Origin of the sequence: Lentzea rhizosphaerae (assembly GCF_042649515.1) — a bacterium.
GTDB classification, from domain to species: Bacteria; Actinomycetota; Actinomycetes; order Mycobacteriales; family Pseudonocardiaceae; genus Lentzea; species Lentzea aerocolonigenes.
In genome coordinates this window covers 91,281-110,695 of the sequence record NZ_JBHRZI010000018.1, presented here as the reverse complement: position 1 = coordinate 110,695, position 19,415 = coordinate 91,281, and the positions used below count along the sequence as shown (strand labels likewise).

General features: G+C 70.0%; 17 protein-coding genes. 10 read left to right on the top strand and 7 right to left on the bottom strand.

Annotated elements, in window-relative coordinates:
* On the top strand, positions 1–697 hold a 697-nt coding region (locus tag ACFOWZ_RS24000; protein WP_382376046.1), incomplete at its 5' end, for an IS3 family transposase.
* Between the two features lie 168 nt (positions 698–865).
* On the opposite strand, the gene ACFOWZ_RS23995 is transcribed toward ACFOWZ_RS24000, so the two are convergent.
* Positions 866–1,819: an asparaginase gene (locus ACFOWZ_RS23995; RefSeq protein WP_382376044.1), complete on the bottom strand. Its 954-nt coding sequence runs from the start codon at positions 1,817–1,819 to the stop codon at positions 866–868.
* Positions 1,820–1,923: 104 nt separating this feature from the next.
* On the opposite strand from ACFOWZ_RS23995, the gene ACFOWZ_RS23990 reads away from it, so the two are divergent.
* Genes ACFOWZ_RS23990 through ACFOWZ_RS23980 form a run of 3 tightly spaced genes read left to right on the top strand, consistent with a single transcriptional unit; the run spans position 1,924 to position 7,161 of the window.
* Positions 1,924–2,571, top strand: coding sequence for a GntR family transcriptional regulator (locus ACFOWZ_RS23990; RefSeq protein ID WP_030471918.1), 648 nt, complete (start codon positions 1,924–1,926; stop codon positions 2,569–2,571).
* Between the two features lie 11 nt (positions 2,572–2,582).
* Positions 2,583–4,838: a helix-turn-helix domain-containing protein gene (locus ACFOWZ_RS23985; RefSeq protein ID WP_382376041.1), complete on the top strand. Its 2,256-nt coding sequence runs from the start codon at positions 2,583–2,585 to the stop codon at positions 4,836–4,838.
* A 4-nt stretch (positions 4,839–4,842) separates the two neighbouring features.
* The gene (locus ACFOWZ_RS23980) at positions 4,843–7,161 is read left to right on the top strand and encodes an ATP-binding protein (protein ID WP_382376039.1); all 2,319 of its coding nucleotides are present in this window, start codon (positions 4,843–4,845) and stop codon (positions 7,159–7,161) included.
* On the opposite strand, the gene ACFOWZ_RS23975 is transcribed toward ACFOWZ_RS23980, so the two are convergent.
* Positions 7,153–7,536: an SsgA family sporulation/cell division regulator gene (locus ACFOWZ_RS23975; protein WP_382376037.1), complete on the bottom strand. Its 384-nt coding sequence runs from the start codon at positions 7,534–7,536 to the stop codon at positions 7,153–7,155. The two genes, ACFOWZ_RS23980 and ACFOWZ_RS23975, sit on opposite strands and share 9 nt — an antisense overlap.
* 176 nt (positions 7,537–7,712) lie before the next feature.
* On the opposite strand from ACFOWZ_RS23975, the gene ACFOWZ_RS23970 reads away from it, so the two are divergent.
* Positions 7,713–9,680, top strand: a complete 1,968-nt coding sequence (locus ACFOWZ_RS23970) for a helix-turn-helix transcriptional regulator (RefSeq protein WP_382376035.1) — start codon at positions 7,713–7,715, stop codon at positions 9,678–9,680.
* Here ACFOWZ_RS23970 and ACFOWZ_RS23965 read toward each other — a convergent pair.
* The 4 genes from ACFOWZ_RS23965 to ACFOWZ_RS23950 are packed head-to-tail and all read right to left on the bottom strand — an operon-like array spanning position 9,677 to position 13,305.
* The gene (locus ACFOWZ_RS23965) at positions 9,677–10,237 is read right to left on the bottom strand and encodes a LuxR C-terminal-related transcriptional regulator (RefSeq protein WP_382376033.1); all 561 of its coding nucleotides are present in this window, start codon (positions 10,235–10,237) and stop codon (positions 9,677–9,679) included. The two genes, ACFOWZ_RS23970 and ACFOWZ_RS23965, sit on opposite strands and share 4 nt — an antisense overlap.
* Positions 10,234–10,980, bottom strand: a complete 747-nt coding sequence (locus ACFOWZ_RS23960; protein WP_382376031.1) for a MaoC/PaaZ C-terminal domain-containing protein — start codon at positions 10,978–10,980, stop codon at positions 10,234–10,236. The genes ACFOWZ_RS23965 and ACFOWZ_RS23960 overlap by 4 nt, the downstream gene beginning before the upstream one ends.
* Positions 10,980–12,149 carry an acyl-CoA dehydrogenase family protein gene (locus ACFOWZ_RS23955; RefSeq protein WP_382376029.1) on the bottom strand — a complete coding sequence of 390 codons (1,170 nt, stop codon included), beginning with the start codon at positions 12,147–12,149 and terminating at the stop codon, positions 10,980–10,982. The genes ACFOWZ_RS23960 and ACFOWZ_RS23955 overlap by 1 nt, the downstream gene beginning before the upstream one ends.
* Positions 12,150–12,159: 10 nt before the next feature.
* Positions 12,160–13,305 carry an acyl-CoA dehydrogenase family protein gene (locus ACFOWZ_RS23950; RefSeq protein ID WP_382376027.1) on the bottom strand — a complete coding sequence of 382 codons (1,146 nt, stop codon included), beginning with the start codon at positions 13,303–13,305 and terminating at the stop codon, positions 12,160–12,162.
* Positions 13,306–13,345: 40 nt separating this feature from the next.
* Here ACFOWZ_RS23950 and ACFOWZ_RS23945 point away from each other — a divergent pair, with 40 nt between their 5' ends.
* The 5 genes from ACFOWZ_RS23945 (at position 13,346) to ACFOWZ_RS23925 (ending at position 17,063) form a co-directional block, all read left to right on the top strand.
* Complete coding sequence (locus ACFOWZ_RS23945) at positions 13,346–13,945, top strand: TetR/AcrR family transcriptional regulator (protein WP_382376025.1); 600 nt, start codon at positions 13,346–13,348, stop codon at positions 13,943–13,945.
* Between the two features lie 9 nt (positions 13,946–13,954).
* On the top strand, positions 13,955–14,962 hold the full coding sequence (gene ligD / locus ACFOWZ_RS23940) for a non-homologous end-joining DNA ligase (protein WP_382376023.1): 1,008 nt from the start codon (positions 13,955–13,957) through the stop codon (positions 14,960–14,962).
* 77 nt (positions 14,963–15,039) lie between these two features.
* A complete protein-coding gene (locus ACFOWZ_RS23935) occupies positions 15,040–15,258 on the top strand; it encodes a hypothetical protein (protein WP_030469010.1) in 219 nt (72 codons plus the stop codon).
* A 96-nt stretch (positions 15,259–15,354) separates the two neighbouring features.
* Positions 15,355–16,272: a DUF1996 domain-containing protein gene (locus tag ACFOWZ_RS23930; protein WP_382376021.1), complete on the top strand. Its 918-nt coding sequence runs from the start codon at positions 15,355–15,357 to the stop codon at positions 16,270–16,272.
* 101 nt (positions 16,273–16,373) lie between these two features.
* A complete protein-coding gene (locus ACFOWZ_RS23925) occupies positions 16,374–17,063 on the top strand; it encodes a DUF6319 family protein (protein WP_382376019.1) in 690 nt (229 codons plus the stop codon).
* 259 nt (positions 17,064–17,322) lie between these two features.
* Here ACFOWZ_RS23925 and ACFOWZ_RS23920 read toward each other — a convergent pair whose 3' ends face one another.
* Positions 17,323–19,413, bottom strand: a complete 2,091-nt coding sequence (locus tag ACFOWZ_RS23920; protein WP_382376017.1) for an ATP-binding protein — start codon at positions 19,411–19,413, stop codon at positions 17,323–17,325.
* Positions 19,414–19,415 lie beyond the last annotated feature (2 nt).

The following is a 19,415-nucleotide window of genomic DNA, read 5'->3' as shown; positions in this document are numbered from 1 at the left end:
GCTGCACCGCGAGGGCATCGACGTGGCCCGGTGCACGGTCGAGCGGCTCATGCGCGAGGCTGGGTTGCGTGGCCTGCTGCGCGACAAGTCGCCGCGCACGACACGACCGGCGGCGGAGACCAGCAGGCCCGCAGACCTGGTGGAACGTGACTTCACGGCGACGCGTGTCAACGAGCTGTGGGTTGCGGACATCACCTACGTGCGCACCGCCGCCGGCTGGGTCTACGCGGCGTTCGTACTCGATGTCTTCTCCCGCCTGATCGTTGGCTGGCAGGTCGCCACCAGCCTCTACACCGATCTTGCGCTGGACGCGCTGCAGATGGCGCTCTGGCGCCGCCAGTCCACTGGCGGTGACCTGACCGGACTCGTCCACCACAGCGACCGCGGCGTGCAGTACCGGGCGGTGCGCTACACCCAGCGCCTCGCCGAAGCCGATGCGGTCGCATCCGTTGGCAGCAAAGGAGATTCCTACGACAACGCGATGGCCGAGGCGTTCAACTCGTTGTACAAAGCCGAACTCGTCCGCAACAAGGGCCCGTGGCGCGGCATCGACGACCTCGAAATCGCCACCGTCGAGTACATCGACTGGTACAACAACCGACGCCTGCACGGCGAACTCGGGCACGTGCCGCCCGCCGAGTACGAAGCACTGCACGCGATGACCCATCCGGTCACCGCAACCCTGGAAACCAACTAATCCAGTCTCCATCAAACCCGGTACTTGACACGGGGGCTCGGCCGCGCGTCCATCGCCCAGGACCGGACTGTTGCGAGGCCGGCGACCTGCTGACATCCACCTGGGGCGCTTGAGCAATCAAGAAACATGTTGACGGGTACACACCCGTGTTGACCCGTCAACGTCGAATCAACAGGCCAGGGCGAGTGACGGCTTGACGGCGCCAACTGCACGTCCATGACCCAGGACCGGCACGGTGGCGAGGTCCTCGATCGCGCTCACGTCCACCCCGAGTCGCTTGAGCACCGCGACGATCACGACCGCGCGGGCTCGCGAGGAGCCGTCGGCGATCTTCAGCGCCACGCCCTCGCCGGTGGGGAGGCCGACGGCGTAGACGCCCTCCGCGCCGTCCTTGGCGATGACGCCGGGCAGGGCGTCCATCAGCACGGTCACGTCACGGCCGGTGCCGCCCACCCACTGCGGGTGGGTGTTCATCGCGGTGGCGACGCGGTGTTCCAGGGTGCCTTCCGGGGCGGCGGCCAGGCGGCCGAACGCCCTGGCCAGGCCCGTCAGGCTGATGGCGAAGATCGGGGCGCCGCAGCCGTCCACGCCCACCTGGGCCACGGGTTCGCCGGCCACGTCCTCGATGGTCTTGCGCGTCGCTACCTGCAGCGGGTGCGTCGGGTCCAGGTAGTCGGAGGTCGACCAGCCGTTGGTCACGCAGGTGGCGAGCATGGCGGCGTGCTTGCCCGAGCAGTTCATGTACTTCGGCGCGGCGGTCAGGCCGCGGGCCAGGTGCTGGGCGCGGGCGTCGTCGCCGAGGGGCAGGTCCGGGGTGCACTGCAGCGCGTCCTCGTCCAGGCCGGCAGAGGCCAGGATGCGGAGGGCGCCGGAGACGTGGAAGTCCTCGCCGGAGTGAGAGGCACACGCGAGGGCGAGCAGTTCGCCGTCGAGGTCGAGGCCGCTGCGGAGCATCGCGAGGGCCTGGAGCGGCTTGTTCGACGAGCGGGGGAACGCCACGTCGCCGGGCCTGCCGACGGAGAGCACCGGATCGCCGGACGGGTTGGTGGCCACGACGGTGCCGTGGTGCACCGACTCCAGGAAGTCGCCCCGCCAGACCTCTGCCACTACCTCGTGTCCCATGTCGCCCCTTCCCGCACCTCGACGAAACTGCCAACTGTCGACAGTTGACAACATCGATAATGTAACCAGGAGACGGCCGGTGCCGTCCAGATCAGGAGACGAAGGTGACACCTCCCCTGCACCTCAGTCTGGCCGGGCAGGCCGTGGACGTCCTGCGTGAGCAGGTGCTCACCGGGGAGATCCCGCCTGGCTCACGGGTCAACGAGGTCGAGGTGGCGCAGAAGCTCGGCATCAGCCGCGGGCCGTTGCGCGAGGCGATCCGGCACCTGGCCTCGGAGGGTCTGCTCACGCTGGTGCCGCACCGCGGCGCGTTCGTGCCCGACGCCAGTCCCGACGACGTCCGGGCGCTCTTCGAACTGCGGACCGCCCTCGAGTGCGCGGCCGCGGAACTGGCGGCGTCGCGGCGGACCGACGTCGACCTGGTGCGGTTGCACGAGGTGTGCGCGGCGAGCCGGAGCAACTACCACGCGGGGCAGCCGTTCCCGTACCGGCTGGACCTCGCGTTCCACCAGACGCTGCTCGACGCGGCGCGCAGCCCGTACATCGCGGAGCAGGTGCGGCTCGTGCAGCAGCGAGTCGTTCTTCTCCGCAGTGCGCTCGAGGACGACCCGCCGCACCAGCACGCGTCGATGGACGACCACGACGAGCTCGTCAGGGCGATCGAGGACGGCGACGCGGCCAGGGCGTCGACGGTGATGCGCCGTCACCTCTCTCGGGTGTGTGCACAGATGCTCACGAGCCTGAACCACTAACGTCGGAAGACATGACGTTCGGCGACCGGCTCCTGCAGCACCGCAAGAGCGCCGGGCTCAGCCAGGAGGAGCTCAGCGCCCGCTCCGGTGTCAGCGTCCGCGCCATCAGCGACATGGAACGCGGCAGGGCCCGCTCCCCGCAGCGCCGCACGACCGAAGCGCTCCTCGACGCGCTCGGCCTCGGCGAACCCGACCGCGCCGAGCTCCGCAGGCTAGCCAGGGCGGGCCGGGCCACCGTGACGAATCCCGTCTGGTCGTTGCCGATGTACGTGGCGGACCTCGTCGGCAGGGACGCCGAACTCGCCACGATCGCCGCGAAGCACGGCGGGCTCGTGGTCGTCCACGGCGCGGCGGGAACCGGCAAGACCAGTCTCGCCGTGAGGGCTGCCCACCTGCTCGAAGGACGCTTTCCGGACGGTCAGCTGCTCGTCGAGCTGGACGGCTCCACACCGCCGCTCGAACGGTTGCTCAGGGACCTCGGCATTCCCGCCGAGCACGTACCGGAGGACGTCAACGGGCAGACGCGGCTCTACCGGTCGTTGCTCGCGGGGAAGCGTCTGCTGCTCGTGCTCGATGGTGCGCACACGGAGGAGGAGGTCCGCACGCTCCGTGCCGAGCCGGGCTGCCTCACGATCGTGACGTCGCGACGGCGGCTGGCCGGACTGGAGGACGCCACGTGGATCCGGCTCGGCGGCCTCACCGAGGACGCCGCCGTCGAGCTGCTCGCGTCGATCATCGGGCCCGCCCGCGTCGACGCCGACCACGAGACCGCGCGGGAGCTCGTCGCGTTGTGCGGAACGTCGCCGCTGGCGTTGCGGATCGCGGGCAACCGGCTCGCCAGCAGGCCGCGCTGGCCGTTGCGGCACCTGGTGGAGCAGATCCGGGAACGCCGCCTGGCCGCGCTCACGGCGGGCGATCTCGACGTGCGGGGCGCGTTCGAGGTGTCGCTCGCGCACCTGCCGGACACCGCGCGGCTCGTGTTCCGGCGGCTCGGCCTGCTCGTCGGTACCCGCGTCACTGCTGAACTGGCGGCCGAGCTGGCCGGGATCGGCGTGACGGAGGCGGAACAGGCGCTGGAGGAGCTCGCCGACGTCAGTCTGCTCGACGCCGACGACGACGGGTACTCGATGCACGCGTTGGTCAAGACGTTCGCCAACGGCCTGATTGACGCCACCGACGACGACGCGCACCGCAAGATGCTTGCCTGGCTGCTGGAGACAGCAGTGGCCGCGGGAGTCCTCTTCGGACAGACGGGTGACGCACGGCGTGTGCGCCCGCGGGACAGGGCGTTCCCGCACGTTCCGGCGGCGAGGCGCTGGCTGGACGAACACCGCGACCTGATCCCGCGGATCGTCGAGCAGGCACAGGCCAAAGGCATGCACGACGACGTCGTCCGCGCCGTGATCGCACTCTCGCACTACGCGGCCATCGAACCGGGCCTCGTCTGGGAAAGGGTCTACCGCGCCGCACTCCCGTCGGCCCGCGAGCCGTGGCAGGAGATCGTGCTGCTCACCCAGCTCGGCTGGGTCCTGTTCGACGTGGCCGGCCGGTCGGGCCCGGCGCTGGAGGTGCTGACCCGCGCGGCGCGGCTCGCCGAGTCGTCGGGGGAGACCGGGCACCTCGGCTGGGTGTGGCTGATCGCGTCGGCCGCGCACAGCGGGCTCGGAGAGGACGAACAGGCCGAAAGCGTGTGCCTCAAGGCCATCGAGTCGATGCACGAACCCGAGGACGTGCACTACGCACGGTCCGTGCTCGGTGTGCTGTGGCGGCGAATGGGTCGTCCTTATGCCGCCGTGGCCGCCCATGAGGAAGTCGCGAGAGAGCAGCGCGCCTATGCGCACACCATCTACGAACTCTCCGCTCTCGGTCGCACGCTCGGATGGCTCGGCCTCGCGCTGATAGACGTCCATCGGCCGGACGACGCCGTCTCCGCACTGACGGAGGCGGAGTGCGTCTACAAGCGTGCACAGATGACGTCGTGGCTTGCGCGCACGCAGTTTCATCGCGCAGAAGCTCACCGGGCCGCGGGCCGGATCGACCAGTCCGACGAGGACCTCGCCCAGGCGCTCGAAGGGTTCCGCGCGACCGGCGACCGGATCGGGGAGATCGAGACCCTGCGGGCCCTCGCCGACAACGCCGAGTCACGAGGCGACCACAGCGCGTGCCAGCGCCATCTGCGAGACTCGCTCGCGACGTGCGAGCGGTGGGACACCGACGCAACGCGCGAGATAGCCGCCGAAGTGCGAAAACGCTTGTCCAGAGGGTGAGGCGATGCGGGCGACCACCTTCAGCGAGTTCCTGCGCTTCTACCGGCGGCGCGCGGCACTCACGCAGGAGGACCTCGCCGCCCGCGCCGGCCTGGGTGTGCGGACGCTGAGCGACCTCGAACGCGGCCGGGTGCAGACTCCCCAGGCGCAGACCGTCGGCCTGCTCGTGGCCGGACTCGGCCTGCGCGGCACCGAGGCCGACCAGTTCGTGGCGCTCGCCCGGTCCTCCCACACAGCCCAGCCACGTCCCGAACGCACCGACTGCGCGCTTCCGGCCCGTAAGGCCCTCATCGGCCGTGAGCCAGAGCAGCAGCAGCTTGCCGAGTTCATCGGCCGTGCGTCGGCATCGCCGGTGCTGGACGTCGTCGTCGTGCACGGACCTCCGGGCGTGGGCAAGACCTCTCTCGCGGTGGACGCCGCACACCGGTTCGCCGACCGGTTCACGGATGGTTCTCTTCACGTCGACCTGCGCGGCATGGACCCGGCCCCGCTGTCTGCAGAACGTGCGATCGCACGGCTAATGCGGGCGTTCGGCGTACCGGACGCACGGATGCCGTCCGACCCGGACGACCGCGTCCGCCTGTACCGGTCGATGCTGCGGGAACGGACCGTGCTGCTCGTGCTCGACAACGCCGGGAACGAGGCCCAGGTCCGGCCGCTGCTCGCCGCCAGCCCCGGTTCGCTCGTGCTGGTGACCAGCCGCAACGTTCTGGCGGGACTGGCCTGCCGGTCCCGCCTCGGCCTCGGCCCGCTGCGTCACGACGGCGCCGTCGCACTGCTCGCCGCGACCGCCGGGCCTGACCGGATCAGGGCCGACCTGCACGCCGCGGACGAGGTCGCAACGCTGTGCGGCGGCGTTCCGCTGGCCCTCGCCATCGCGGGCCGCACCACGTCGTCGTTGCGGCACCTCGCCGAGCAGCTCTCCGACGAGCGGGAACGCCTGGACGTGCTCGCGACCGGTGACGTCCAGGTCCGCACGGCGTTCGAGCTGTCCTACCGGCTGCTCACGCCGGACGCCGCGATGCTGTTCCGCAGGCTCGCGCTGGTCCACGGCCCGGACACGTCCGTCGCGCTCGCCGCGGTCGCCACCGATCTGGCTCCCGGCGACGCGGAGTCGTTGCTGGAGGACCTCGTCGACGCGAGCCTGCTGCGACCGGACGTTCCCGGCAGGTACTCGTTCCACGACCTGATACGTGACTACGCGCGCGAGCGTTTGCACAGTGAGGAACCGGACCTCGAAAAGCACCGCCTGCGCACGCGTGACTGGCTGCTGACCACCGCGAAACGGTGCGCTTCGGCGTTCCTCCCGGACGACGAGGGCGCGACGGACCTGGCGAGCGCGGACCGCTGGCTGTCCGAGGAGCTCGCGAACTGGCGCGGCGCGTTCCGGGAAGCCGTCGACGACGGCGCCCACGAGCAGGTGCTGGCGCTCGCGCGGTCGATGCACTGGTACTCCGATCACCGCGGGTCCGGCGAGCTGTGGCTGGAGGTGTACACGGCGGGCGTCGCCGCGGCCGCCGCGCTGGGTGAGGCCGAGCAACAGGCCCAGCAACTCAACTTCGTGTGCTGGGTCTACGTCGCACGGCACACGAACATCCCTCTGGCGGTGCGGTGGCATGAGGAGGCGTTGCGGGTAGCGCAGGAGTGCGGCTCTCTCGCGGAGACGGCCTGGGCGCACTACTACCGGGCGGCCGTCGAAACCCGGCTCGGTGACCACGCGGCGGGCGTGAGGCACGCCGAGCGCGCCGCGGACCTGTTCCGCGAGGCCGGTCAGCCGATGAACGTGGTGATCGCGATGTCGTACAGCGGTGTGCTGCTGGAGCGGCTGGGGCGCTTCGCCGACGCGGTTGCGACGCATCGGGCGTGCGTCGCGGAGGAACGGGCGTTGCGCGGTGACGAGCGCGGGGTCGCCCTGGAGAACGCGGCACAGCTGCTGCTGCGCCTGGCGGACGCGCTGGTGGCCGCGGGCGAGCACGAGCAGGCGCTCGACGTGGTGGCCGAGGCCGAGGAGCTGACCGGGCGGGGTGCGGCGAACCTGCGGTCGATGGCCAGGCACACCCGCAGCCGCTCACTGGCCGCCGCCGGACGGCTCGCCGAGGCACGGGAACAGCTGTCCGGTGCCGTGGAGTCGCTGTCCGACCCGGAGGTCAAGGTGGCCGTGTTGATGGAGCTCGCCGGGCTTTGCGACCGCATGGGCGACCACGACGCCGCGATCCGCCACCGGGTGCGTGCCCTGGCCGAGAGCGAGGGCCACGAGTCACCCGGCATGACCAAGCTGCAGCTTGACCTCGCGGACGCGCTCGGGATCGGTCTGTCAGCGTAGGACGGTGCTCACGAACGCGTCCGCGTCGAAGTGTTCCGAGCCGGGCGGCACGAGCCGGTAGGTCGCGTCGAGGAACTTCCGCAGCGTGCCCGCCGGCACCCGGAACACCGTCACGTGCTGGTCCGAGATCAGCTCCAGCACGAGCACCCGGCCGGCGTGCGGGCGCAACCGCACGTCGCCTTCGCCCGCCGGCGCGACGAGGCCCTCGGCGAGCAGGTCCCTGCCCATGATCCACGTCGCGACCGAGCCGCCGGCGTGGAAGTTCATCGTCACCGCGAACGGGTCGTCCGCCTGGTAGAGCAGTTCCGTCTCAACTGGCGCGGTGGCGCCGTTCTGCCGGACGAAGTCGAAGACGGTGCGTGACGCGACCCGCATCGGGGACTCCCTGAGGTGTTCGCCTGTGTTCAGCAGTTCTCACGCGAGGAAAGCCGAATCGGTTCAACGGCACGTGTTGACGTTCCCAATTGAATTGTGCGAACGGGCAGACCTGCGGAAGTTCTGCCGGTGCTTCTGCATGGTCCCGCAGGGCCGCTGACGATTTGCTGGATGGCATGGTTGCCCCGCTTCGTCCAGGCCTCGTCGACGCCGTCGTGCGTCAGGCCGGTGGCCTGCTCGTGGGCCGTGAGCGGGAGATAGCCGTCTTGACAGACGCGCTCGGTGGTGGTGCACGGTCGTGCGTCGTGCACGGCGCGACGGGGATGGGCAAGAGCGCGTTGTTGTCTGTCGCGTCGTCGATCGCGGTGCGCAGCGGGCTGCGGCCCGTGCGGGGTCTTCGGGCGTTGTCCGGGGTCGACAGCCACACGTTGCTCGTGGTGGACGACGTCGAGCAGCTTTGTGCCGAGGAATGCGAACGTTTGTCGCGATTTCGGGGCGCTGTGGTGGTGGGAGGAGACTTCGACCCGGATTCTCTGGGTTTCGTCGATGCGGTTCGGGTTCCATTGCGGCCCGTCGACGCCGAATCGGTGGCCGAGATGATCCGGCGCCGGTTCGACGTCGAGCCCTCGCCCGAGCTGACCGCGTTGTTCCTGGAGCACAGCGGCGGCGCACCGGGCGTGGTGAGCGACGTGTTGGACGTCGTCACGGACCTCACCGTGAACTCGGTGCGCGCCACGCTTCCCGGACTCCGGCTGCCACGCCTGCTGCGGGCCGTGCGACGCCACTGGCAGTTGCTCGACATCGACGCGGTGGTCGTTGCGCGCGCTCTGGCTGTGGTGGGCCATGCGTCGTTGGACCTGTTGTGCGAAGTCGCCGGCATGGGGTCGTTCCGCACCCTCGCCGCGTTCGAACGCCTTGTCGACGCACGGCTTGCGGTTTCCGAGCCGATGCGCCTCCAGTCCCCGGCGTTGAGCCACGCGATCCGGCACGAGACGGCGCCGGAGGTCAGGGAACGCCTGCACCGCGTGGCGGCGGACGTCCTGCACCGGCGCTGCGACCCACCGGCTGGCGTCGCCGACCAGGTCGTGGCGTGCGCCGAGCCCGTCGGGGCGTACTGGGTGGCTCCCGTGCTGCACAGCGCGGCACGGCTGCACCGGGCCGCCGGACGACCGGACCAGGCGGTGAGGTGCCTGCGCGCCGCCCTGCGCGAGCCGTTGAGCCGCGAGGCAGCGGCGCAGGTGGCGGTGGCGATGGCGGACCTGCACCTGCGCTGCGGGATCGCACCGCGCGCGGGCGAGCTGGCACGGCAGGCGCTCGTCGTCGACGGTGACGCGGCGGACTGGCTCGCCGCGGTCGCGCTGGACTGGCAGTGCGACGAGGACGTGCTGGGCGCTCTGGGGAGGCCGCCGGTCATTCCCGAAGACCCGGAGCAGGTGCTCCGCGACCTCCCCGAGAGCGGGCAGCTGCTGATGCCGTCGGTCGTCCTCGCCGGGCTCGGTCTGGTGCAGGCCGGATCCGTCGCGGTGCTGGAGCTCGCGCCACGGCTGCGCGCCCGGCTCACCGGGACGGAGAACGACTGGCTGACGGCGCTGGAGATGTGGGCGCACCGGGAGAACGGTGACCACGCCGAGGTTTCCCGGCTCATGCGCGACCTCGCCGAGGCCTCACCCGCGCGAGGTTGCGTGGCACTGGGTGCGGGCGCATTCGTCGCGTCCTGTGTGGACAGAGGGAGGCCTGGTGAGGCGCGGGAGGTGCTGGTGCGCCTCGGTTACACGGGCACGTTGCCGCCGGCGTGGGCGTGCACCCCGCTGCTGCACCACCGCGCACGCATGCACCTCGCCCTCGGCGCACCGCGAGCCGCACTGGCCGACGCAGAACAGGCGGGGGACGCCGAACTGGCCGGCCTCGCGCGGACGGCGCTGGCGGAACCGTCGCAGCAGCCGTTGCGGTGCGCGGCCTGGCAGAAGCTGACGCCGCACGAGTCGCGCATCGTGCGGCTGGCGCTCGGCGGCGAGACGAACCGGGAGATCGCAACGCGGTTCAACGTCACGCAACGGGCGGTCGAGCTGCACTTGACCCGCGTCTACCGCAAGGTCGGGATCAGCAGGCGAGTGCAGCTCTCCTCCGTCTTCGGCACCGTCTAAAGCAGACCCGAACGCAGTGCCCACGCCACGGCGTGCACGCGGTTGCGCAGCCCGAACCGTTCCAGCAGCTGGTGCAGTGCGTACTTCACGGTGCGCTCCGAGCAGAACAGCCGTGCGGCGACTTCGGCGATCGTCGCGCCGTCGGCCAGCAACCGCAGCAGCTGCAGATCACGGTCGTTCAGCACCGGTGACCTCTCCTGCACGTGGTGCCCGCCGACGAGCAGCTTGACCAGCCGTTCGGCGTTGACGTCCGCACGCCGCAAGGGAAGCGGAAGGCCTGCTTGTGCAGCGATCGACGGTGTGAGGTCGTGCACCCGTGCGGCGATGACCACGATCCTGGACGAACCGCTCGCTCGCAGCCGTGCGGCCTGTTGCGCACACAGCTCGTTGACGAGAGCAAGCAACACATGTGCGTCCATGCGATCTTGCACCACTCGCACCCGTGGTGAGTTCTTCAGCAGGTGCGTCACGCCGGCGGCGCTGATCAGGTCGCGGGACTCCACCGCAACACGCACCGGTTCGAGTCCGGAGTCCAAGGTTGCCAGGGCAGTGCTCATGCCTCCGATCGTCCGAATTTTCGGCTGCCGTCCACTTCGGAAAACCGAACCGATCCGACGAGCACCTGCCGATCGCCCGCGAACGTGCGGAACTCGCCGGTCGGCCAGTGCTCGATCCGGAGCTCGTCACCGGGGAACACGGGTGCGGTGAACCGGGCGTGCAGCTCGGTGAAGTCCTTGCCGCGCACGGTGATGCCGAGCGTGCACAGGCCGTGCAGGATCGGTCGTTCGAACCCGGCCCTTCTGGCGAACGCGGGGTCGGAGTGCATCGGGTTCACATCACCGGTTTCGCGATACCGCAACGCCTGGTCCGTCGAGGTCTGGAAGAAGCTCACGTCCGGTTCGGTGGAGGGCACCTCGAACGTGCGGGTCTCGCCGCGGTCGCCGCCGAACCCGCCTTCGCCCTTGATGAAGCACGACGACCGCGTGCTCGCGTACTCCGACTCCCACGTGCTGACGACGAGAGCGCCGGAACCCTTGTCGTAGATGCCGGTGACGGTCTTCGTGACGACCGCGGAACCGTCCGCGGGGAGCCTGCGGTGCACCCACAGCGACTGCTCGGCGTGCAGGACCTGGGTCATGTCGGCACCGGTCAGCCCGAGCTGGGGGCCGCCGTGCTGCAGCAGCGGGATGGCGAACGCGGGGGAGTAGCCGCCCGTCGCCGCCGCGTACACCTCGGCGTCGCCGGCCGACCAGGTGCGGACCTGTCGTTCGACGACGCCGAGGATGTCGTGCTGGAGCATCAACCCAGTGTGCCTCGGACGTGCGCGTGGCCCTTGAGCAGGTTGCGGGCGATCGTGCGGCGCTGGATCTCGTCGGTGCCCTCGTAGATGCGCAGCAGCCGCAGCTCGCGGTACCAGCGCTCGATCGGCAGCTCGCGGGTGTAGCCCATGCCGCCGTGGATCTGCAGCACGCGGTCGACGATCTCGTTGGCCTTGATGCCGCCGTAGAGCTTCGCGATCGACTGCGCCTGCCGCGAGTCCTGCTTCTGGTCGACGAGCCACGCGGCGTGCAGCACGAGCCAGCGCAGCGCCTCGATCTCGACCGCGGAGTCGGCGATCATCCACTGGATGGCCTGGTACTCGGCGATGGGCTGGCCGAACGTGACGCGGTTCTTGGCCTGCTCGATCGCCATCTCGACGAGGCGTTCGACCGATCCGAGCGCACGGGCGGGCAGCAGGTAACGGCCCTGGCCGATCCACTGCATCGCGAGGTGGAAGCCCTTGCCCTCCTCGCCGAGGATGTTCTCGTGCGGCACGCGGACGTTGTCGAACACGAGTGCCGCAGGACCCCACTGACCCATGGTCGGGATGGGCTCTGACTTCCAGCCCATGTCGCGGTCGACGAGGAAGCACGTGACGCCGCCGTCGGCGCCCTTCTCCTTGTCCGTCACGGCGAAGACCATCACGAAGTCGGCTTCGTTGCCCTGCGTGATGAACGTCTTCTCGCCGTTGATGACCCACTCGTCGCCGTCCCGCACGGCGGTCGTGCGGATGGCCTTGGCGTCACTGCCGGCGCCGGGCTCGGTGATCGCGAAGCACGACACGCGTTCGCCGGAGATCGTCGGCATCAGGTAGCGCTGCTTCTGCTCCTCGTTGCCGTGGAACAGGATGTTGTCCGCGTACCCGCCGAACCGGAACGGCACGAAGCTGCGGCCGAGCTCGGCCTCGATGAGCGCGGTCATCATCGCGCCCAGGCCCATGCCGCCGTACTCCTGCGGCGTCAGCACACCGAAGAACCCGGCCTGCTTGGCCTTGTCCTGCAGCGCCTTCAGCTCGTCCTTCGGCAGACCGGGCTGGCCGGCGCGTTCGCGGCGCAGCACCTCCGGCTCCAGCGGGATGATCTCCTTGCGCACGAAGGTCCGCACCCAGTCGCGGATCTCCTTCTGCTCCTCGTCGAGCGTGAAGTCCATTGCTTTCCTTTCAGATGAACGCGTTCACGCCCGTGAGCGCGCGGCCGATCAGCAGTTTCTGGATCTGGCTGGTGCCCTCGTAGAGGGTGGTGACGCGGGCGTCCCGGAGGTACTTGCCCACCGGGTACTCGTCGATGTAGCCGTAGCCGCCGAAGACCTGGATGGCGTTGTTGGCGACCCTGACCGCGGCCTCGCTGGCGTAGAGCTTGGCCATGGAGGCCTCGGTGCTCATGGGTTCGCCGCGGTCCGCGAGGTCGGCGACGCGCCACGTGAGGAGCCGGGCGGCGTCGGTCTCGACGGCCATGTCCGCGAGGAGCTCCTGCACGAGCTGGAAGCCCGCGATGGGCTTGCCGAACTGCTCGCGTTCCTCGGCGTACTGGAGTGCGGCCTCCAGCGCGCCCCTCGCGGCACCGACGCATCCTGCGGCGACGGACATGCGGCCCTTGTCGAGCGCGCCCATCGCGAGCTTGAAGCCTTCCTCGCTGAGCAGGGCGTCTTCTCCGACCTCGACGTCGTCGAGGGTGATCTCGGCGGTGGCCTGGCCGCGCATGCCGAGCTTGCCCTTGATCTCGGTGGCGGTGAAGCCCTCGGTGCTCGTGGGGACCAGGAAGGCGCTGATGCCCTTCGGACCTGGTCCTCCCGTGCGGGCGAACACGAGCGCGACGTCCGCCCACGTGCCGTTGGTGATGAAGACCTTGCGGCCGTTGAGCACCCAGCCGTCGTCCGTCCTCGTGGCCTTGGTGACCAGGCTGCCGGCGTCGCTGCCGGTGCCGGGTTCGGTGAGCGCGAAGCAGCCGACCAGGGTGCCCGCGGTGAGGCCGGGCAGCCAGCGCTGCTTCTGCTCCTCGGCGCCGTGCTTCGCGATCGACTTCGCGACCAGCCCGAGCGAGACGGAGATGAGGCCCCGGACGGCGCTGTCGCCGCGCGCGATCTCTTCGAGCACCAGGCAGTAGGCGAGGTTGTCGCCGCCGGACCCGCCGTAGGTCTCGTCGATGCCGAGCCCGAGGAACCCGACCTCGCCGAGTGCCGGCACGAGGTCCCGGTCGATCGCCTCCTCACGGTCCCACCGCGTCGCGTGCGGGACGATGCGCTCGTCAGTGAAGCGCCGTGCCAGCTCCCTGAGCTGCCGGTGCTCGTCCGAAAGCGTCAAGTCCACGGGTCCTCCCGATTAACCGAACAGTGTTAGGTTAACCCACATGCCCCGGCCGAGCACCCCTCTGCTGAGCCCCGACCGCATCAGGTCGACGGCTCTGGCCGTCATCGACCGCGACGGGCTCGACGGCCTGTCCATGCGCAAGCTCGCCGCCGAGCTCGGAGTGCAGGCGGCGTCGCTGTACGGGCACGTCCGCACCAAGGACCAGCTGCTCAACGACATCGCATCCTCCATATTGTCTGCAGTCGACGTGTCCGGCTTCGAAGTCGACTGGAGGGAGGGCTTGATCCGGTGCGCGCGCTCGTACCGTGCGGCGTTGTCGTCGCACCCGAACATCGTCCCGTTCCTGGCGTACGGCCCGGCCGGTCGTGACGAGTCGTTGAAGCGGCTCGACATCCTGCACGGCGCCCTGGTCGACGCCGGCTGGTCGCGCCGCGAGGCCACGATGATCGCCGCGGGCCTGATGTACATCGTGTTCGGTTCGGCGCTGAGCTCGTTCTCCAGCGGTTTCTCCGCCGATCCCGCCGACTACTCCGGCCGCTACCCGCACCTCGACCGCGCCCACCTGCTGGCCGGCGTGGCCCGCGAACTCGACCACGACAGCTTCGAACTGGCGCTCGCGGCGTTCGTCCGGGGCCTTTAGTGTTTCGGCGTGGCTGCGAAGGCGAAGGCGATCGAGCTCGAGGTCGGTGACCGGCTGGTGCGGGTGTCCAACCCGGACAAGCCGTACTTCCCCGCGCGGGGCATCACCAAGGGGCAGGTGGTCGAGTACTACCGCACCGTCGCGCCCGCGCTGCTGTCCGTGCTGCGCGACCGTCCCGTGGTCCTGAAGCGCTACGTCGACGGCGTCGAGGGCGAGGCGTTCTACCAGAAGCGCGTGCCGAAGGGCGCCCCCGACTACGTCGAGACAGTGACCGTCCGCTTCCCCTCCGGCCGCCCCGCCGACGAGATCTGCCCGACCGAGGAAGCCGTGATCGTGTGGGCGGCCAACCTCGGCACGTTCGACTTCCACCCGTGGCCCGTCCGCCGGCCTGACGTCGACCACCCCGACGAGCTGCGCATCGACCTGGACCCGCAGCCGGGCACGGACTTCTCCGACGCCGCCCGCGTCGCCCTGGTGCTGCGCGAGGTGCTCGCCGACGCCGGCCTGACCGGCTACCCGAAGACCTCCGGCGGCCGCGGCATCCACGTCGCCGTCCGGATCCGCCCCGAGTGGGACTTCATCGACGTTCGGCACGCGGTGATCGCACTGGCCCGCGAGGTCGAGAAGCGCGCGCCGTCCCTCGCGACTTCGGCCTGGTGGAAGGAAGAACGCGGCTCGCGCGTCTTCATCGACTTCAACCAGGCCGCCCGCGACCGCACGATCGCCTCGGCCTGGTCGGTGCGCGGAACGGCCCGCGCGACCGTGTCCACACCGGTGGAGTGGGACGAACTGTCCACTGTGGACCCCGATGACTTCGACGTGCTGACCGTGCCGAAGTACCTCGCCGAGCGCGGGAACCCGCACGAGGGCCTCGACTCGGAGGCGTTCGGCATCGAGACGCTGCTGGGGTGGTACGCGGCCGACCCGCGTGGCGAGATGCCGTACCCGCCGGACTACCCGAAGATGCCGGGCGAGCCGATGCGGGTGCAGCCTTCGCGTGCCCGCAAACAGGACTGAGTGAGCCAACCGGCTGTATCGGGAACGGATCGACTGGCTGACCTCGTAGACTGGGGGGAACGCGAGAGGAGGTCGCCATGTCCCAGCCGTACGTCGTGCGGTACGTCGGCGGTCCCCTCGACGGCCGGGTCGACTCGCTGCCGTCCACGCCGGATGACCCGAAGCAGACCGTGACGTACGTGCACCTGCACGGCGGTCCGAAGATCGTGCACATCTACGAGCTGTCGTACGCGGTCGAGTACGGCTGCGAGTACCGGCTGCGTGCCGAGGAAGCCGAGCCCGACGTCATCGGGTGATCGTCCGAGCAATCCTCACGTGGACATTTGCTGGCAACTGGGTTTACCGTTTGTCATGAGAGCGCTCTCACACATCGTGGTGCGAGAGGAGTTTCCATGCACGTGCGGATTCGAGGTGCGATCGGCATCGCGGCGGTGGCGGTGTCGCTCGTGGCGGCGGGACTCGTCGTGGGACAGAGGCCGGCGGTGTCGCACGCGGGGCACAGTCACGTCTACAGCGCCGAGCAGGCGCGGGCGGTGGTGGAGCAGCAGGCTGTTCCCGGGTCCGAGTTCCGGGTCACCTGCGCGTCCAGTCATCGCAGGCAGGACGACCCGATCGTGTTCCAGAACCAGTCCGGCGTCTCACACATGCACGAGTTCTTCGGCAACAGGACGACGAACGCGTTCTCCACGCTGACGTCGTTGCGGGCCGGGTCGACGAACTGCAACCCGATCTCGGACAAGTCGGCTTATTGGGTGCCGACGCTCTACAAGAACGGCCAGGCGGTCGCGCCCGACAGCGTGACGATCTACTACCAGGGCATTCACGACCGGACGCGGGCCGTCGCGCATCCCCAGGGGCTGCGGTACGTGGTGGGCAACGCGAAGGCCACGTCGCCGGAGGAGAACCCGGCGGCGCGGTGGTCGTGCACGACGCAGTCGCCGTCGAACCGCGACTTCCTGAACTGCCCGCCGGGCACCAAGGTCGAGACGTACCTGGACTTCCCGACGTGCTGGAACGGGAGGGACCTCGACTCGGCGAACCACCGCGACCACATGGCCTTCGCGGTGGGGCTGGTCTGCCCGTCGTCGCATCCCGTGGTGGTGCCGCGGCTGGAGTTCCTGATCACCTATCCGGTGAACGGCACCGGGTTGTCGTTGGGAGGCACGCTCAACGGCGCGAACGTGACGAGTGCGCCCGGCTACACGTTCCACGGTGACTTCATGAACGCGTGGGACCCGGCTGAGCTGGAGCGGCGGGTCCGCAACTGCATCAACGCCGGCTACATCTGCGGGGTCGACGGAACTCCGTAGGATTTTTGGGTAGTGATCTTGCTGCCGACCCGGTGCTCAGAAATGTCAGGGGTATGCGGCATGCTGGGGCACAGGTGTTCGAACGGTGGGGAGGCAGCGCGATGGCGAAGAAGAGCGGGCTGTCGGCGGAGGACGTCGACAGCCTGCGCTCGCAACTGGACGGAGGCACCCAGCCGCTGGTGTGGTTCACGGCGGCCGCGGTGGGGATGGAGGCGGGGAGGTCGGCGAAACTGCTGGCGTTCACCGACCCGGAGGAGGGTGACTTCATCCAGGTCAGGCCGACGGGCTCGAAGGACGAGATGTCCTTCTCCCCGGCCGAGTTGACGCTGGAGAAGCCCCCGCCGCGCAAGAAGCCGGCGACCCCACCTCCTGCGCCGCCGGAGCCGCCGCGCGAGACTGAGATCATTCACCCCTACGTTCCGGAGGCGCCGGTGAAGCCCGCGGCCCCCAAGCCGAAACCCGCTGCCGCACCAGTCGAACCGGCGGCCCCGAAGCCCGCGGCGCGCAAGCCGTCCTCGAAGGGCGCCACACCCGAGGTCACCGTGACGCTGGTGACGGCGGGCGAGGGCGAGTGGACCGTCGAGGTGCTCCAGGGCACCCGCAAGGCCATCCGCCCGACGCCGGTGTCCCCGGCCGCTGTGGCCCAGGCCGCGAAGCTGCTCACCCCGGAGGTCGCCGAGATCGTCGAGGGCGTCCTGAACGCGGCGCGTGCCCAGCAACTGGCCCGGGTGGAGCAGTTGCGCGCCGAACTGGAGGCAGCGCAGAAGGCTCTGGACGACCTGGGCGCGTAGCGAAGTCACGTGCTGCCACGGCTCGGGTGGTTGTCGCCGCGCGTTCGGGTGAGAGGGGTTCCCAGGGCTGGTGCCGGGGCGGACCGTGGGGTGCGCGGATGTCCCGCGCAGGTCCGGCTTGGAGGACGGGGAGGCCCTGATGGGTACGTGTGGGTGCTGTTCCGGGTGCACGGGTCCCGGCTGCGGCTGCTGTTCCAGCTGCTGACACGAGGTTCGCTCGGGGAGCTTCCCGCTCCGGCCAGGCGGGAGGCTCCCCTTGTCACGTCTTGTCGAGGTCTTGCAGCATTCTCGCCACGTCGGAGGCCTGAGGCGCGCCGAGATCGGTGAAGGTGTCGAGAGCTTCCGCCCACACCTCCTGTGCCCGGCCCGTCTCGCCTTGCCGCGCCAGGATCTTCCCCAGGCAGAGCAGGATGTCCGCCTCGCCGCGCCGGTCGCCGATCTCCCTTCGGACGACCAGCGACTCCCGGTACGCCTCCATCGCCTCGTCCAGCCGGTCGAGCTGCTCGTAGGTGGCCGCGATGCTGTGGAGCGCGAAGCCCTGTCCGTGCAGATCGCCGATTTCGCGCCGGAGCGCGAGCGACCTGTTCAGGTACTCGAGTGACTCGTCGAAGCGTCCGAGGTCGCGATAGGTGGAACCCAGCCGGTTCAGCGTGACCGCGATGCCGCGTGGACGGTCGCTTTCGAGCCGGAGCGCGAGTGCCTCCCGGTGGCATTCGAGCGCGGCCTCGACGTTGCCCTGCTTGCGGTAGGTGGAGCCGAGCATGTCGAGACTCCCCGGACTCCGGCGGATCGCCAGCGACTCCTCGAGGAGGGCGGCGGCCTCGTCGAAGCGCTGGAGGTCGTAGTACGCGACGCCGAGCGACCTGATGATCCAGGCACAGGTCGTGTCGTCGTTGAGGAGGCGGGCGGATGACAGCCCGATCTCGTAGGTGGCGATCCAGTCGATCCAGGGTTTGCGCAGGTCGTAGTAGCTCCACAGGGCCCAGGGAAACGCAGCCGCCAGTGCGTGTTCGCCGAGCTGGTGAGCGCACCGGGTCGCTGCCGCGAGGTTGGCGGCCTCGGCCTCGCACCACGCCAGGGCTTCGCCGCGGGTGGTGAAGGGCGGGGAAGCGACCGGCGGTTCCGGCAGCTGGATCCGGGGTGCCGTGAGCAGGGGCAGGAGACGGCTGTCGGCGGTCATCGCGCAGTGGAGGTACCAGTGGAGCATGCGGCGGGCAGCCGCGAGCCGGAGTTCGGCAGGCTCTTCGGACTCGGCGAGCTCGGCCGCGTAGAGGCGTAGCACGTCGTGGAACCGGTACCTGCCGGAACCGTTCGCCTGGACCAGGTGTGCCCCGGCAAGGGCCTGGAGGAGCCGTTTCGCTTGAGGCAAAGGGACATCGGCGAGTGCGGCGGCCACGTGCACGCCGAAGTCCGGGCCGGGGTGCAGGCCCAGCAACCGGAACAGCCGCGCACCGGCCGGCGGCAGGTTGCGGTACGACCACGAGAAGACCGCGCGGACGGCGGTGCTCGCGTCGCCGTCGTCGTCGGACAGCAGGTCCAGGCGGCTGCGTTCGTCCTGCAGCTCGGTGGTGAGCTCGCTCAGTGCAAGCCCCGGTTCGGCCGCGGCTCGTTCGCCTGCCACGCGCAACGCCAGCGGCAACCGGCCGCACTGGTCGATCAGGGTCGCGGAGGCTTCCGGTTCGGCGTCGACCCGGGCCGCGCCGACGAGATCGCGCAGCAGACGCAGGGATTCGTAGCGGGACAACAGGTCCAGGGTCAGTCGCTGGGCGCCGTTGCGGGCGACGAGGCCTGCCAGGCCACTGCGGCTGGTGACGAGGGCGAAGCAGCTGCTCGAACCGGGCAGGAGCGGGCGGACCTGGTCCGGTGAGCTCGCGTTGTCGAGCACGACCAGCACCCGCCGTCCGTCGAGGAGCGAGCGGTAGAGCGCGGCCTGGTCGTCCAGCCGCGGCGGAATCGCGTCACCGGACACGCCGAGCGCGTGCAGAAAGCCTTCCAGCGCTTGGGCGGGTTGGACCGGTGCGTCGGGGGAGTAGCCGAGCAGGTCGGCGTACAGCTGGCCGTCGGGGAAGTGATCACGCGCCCGGTGTGCCCAGCGCACCGCCAAAGCGGTCTTGCCGACGCCGGCTGTACCGGCGATCGCGCAGATGACCACCGCCGCGGGCTCTTCGGTCAGCAGCGCGTCGAGCTGCCGGAGCTCGTTCTCCCGGCCGCTGAACTGCCGGACGTCGGCCGGGAGCTGGTGCGGCACCACCGGGCGGATGGTCGGCTGCGGCTGGTGCAGGTACAGATCACCGTGGACGTCCCGGACCTGCACGACGTTGTTCGCGGTGCCGTGGAGCTGGTTCCCCATAC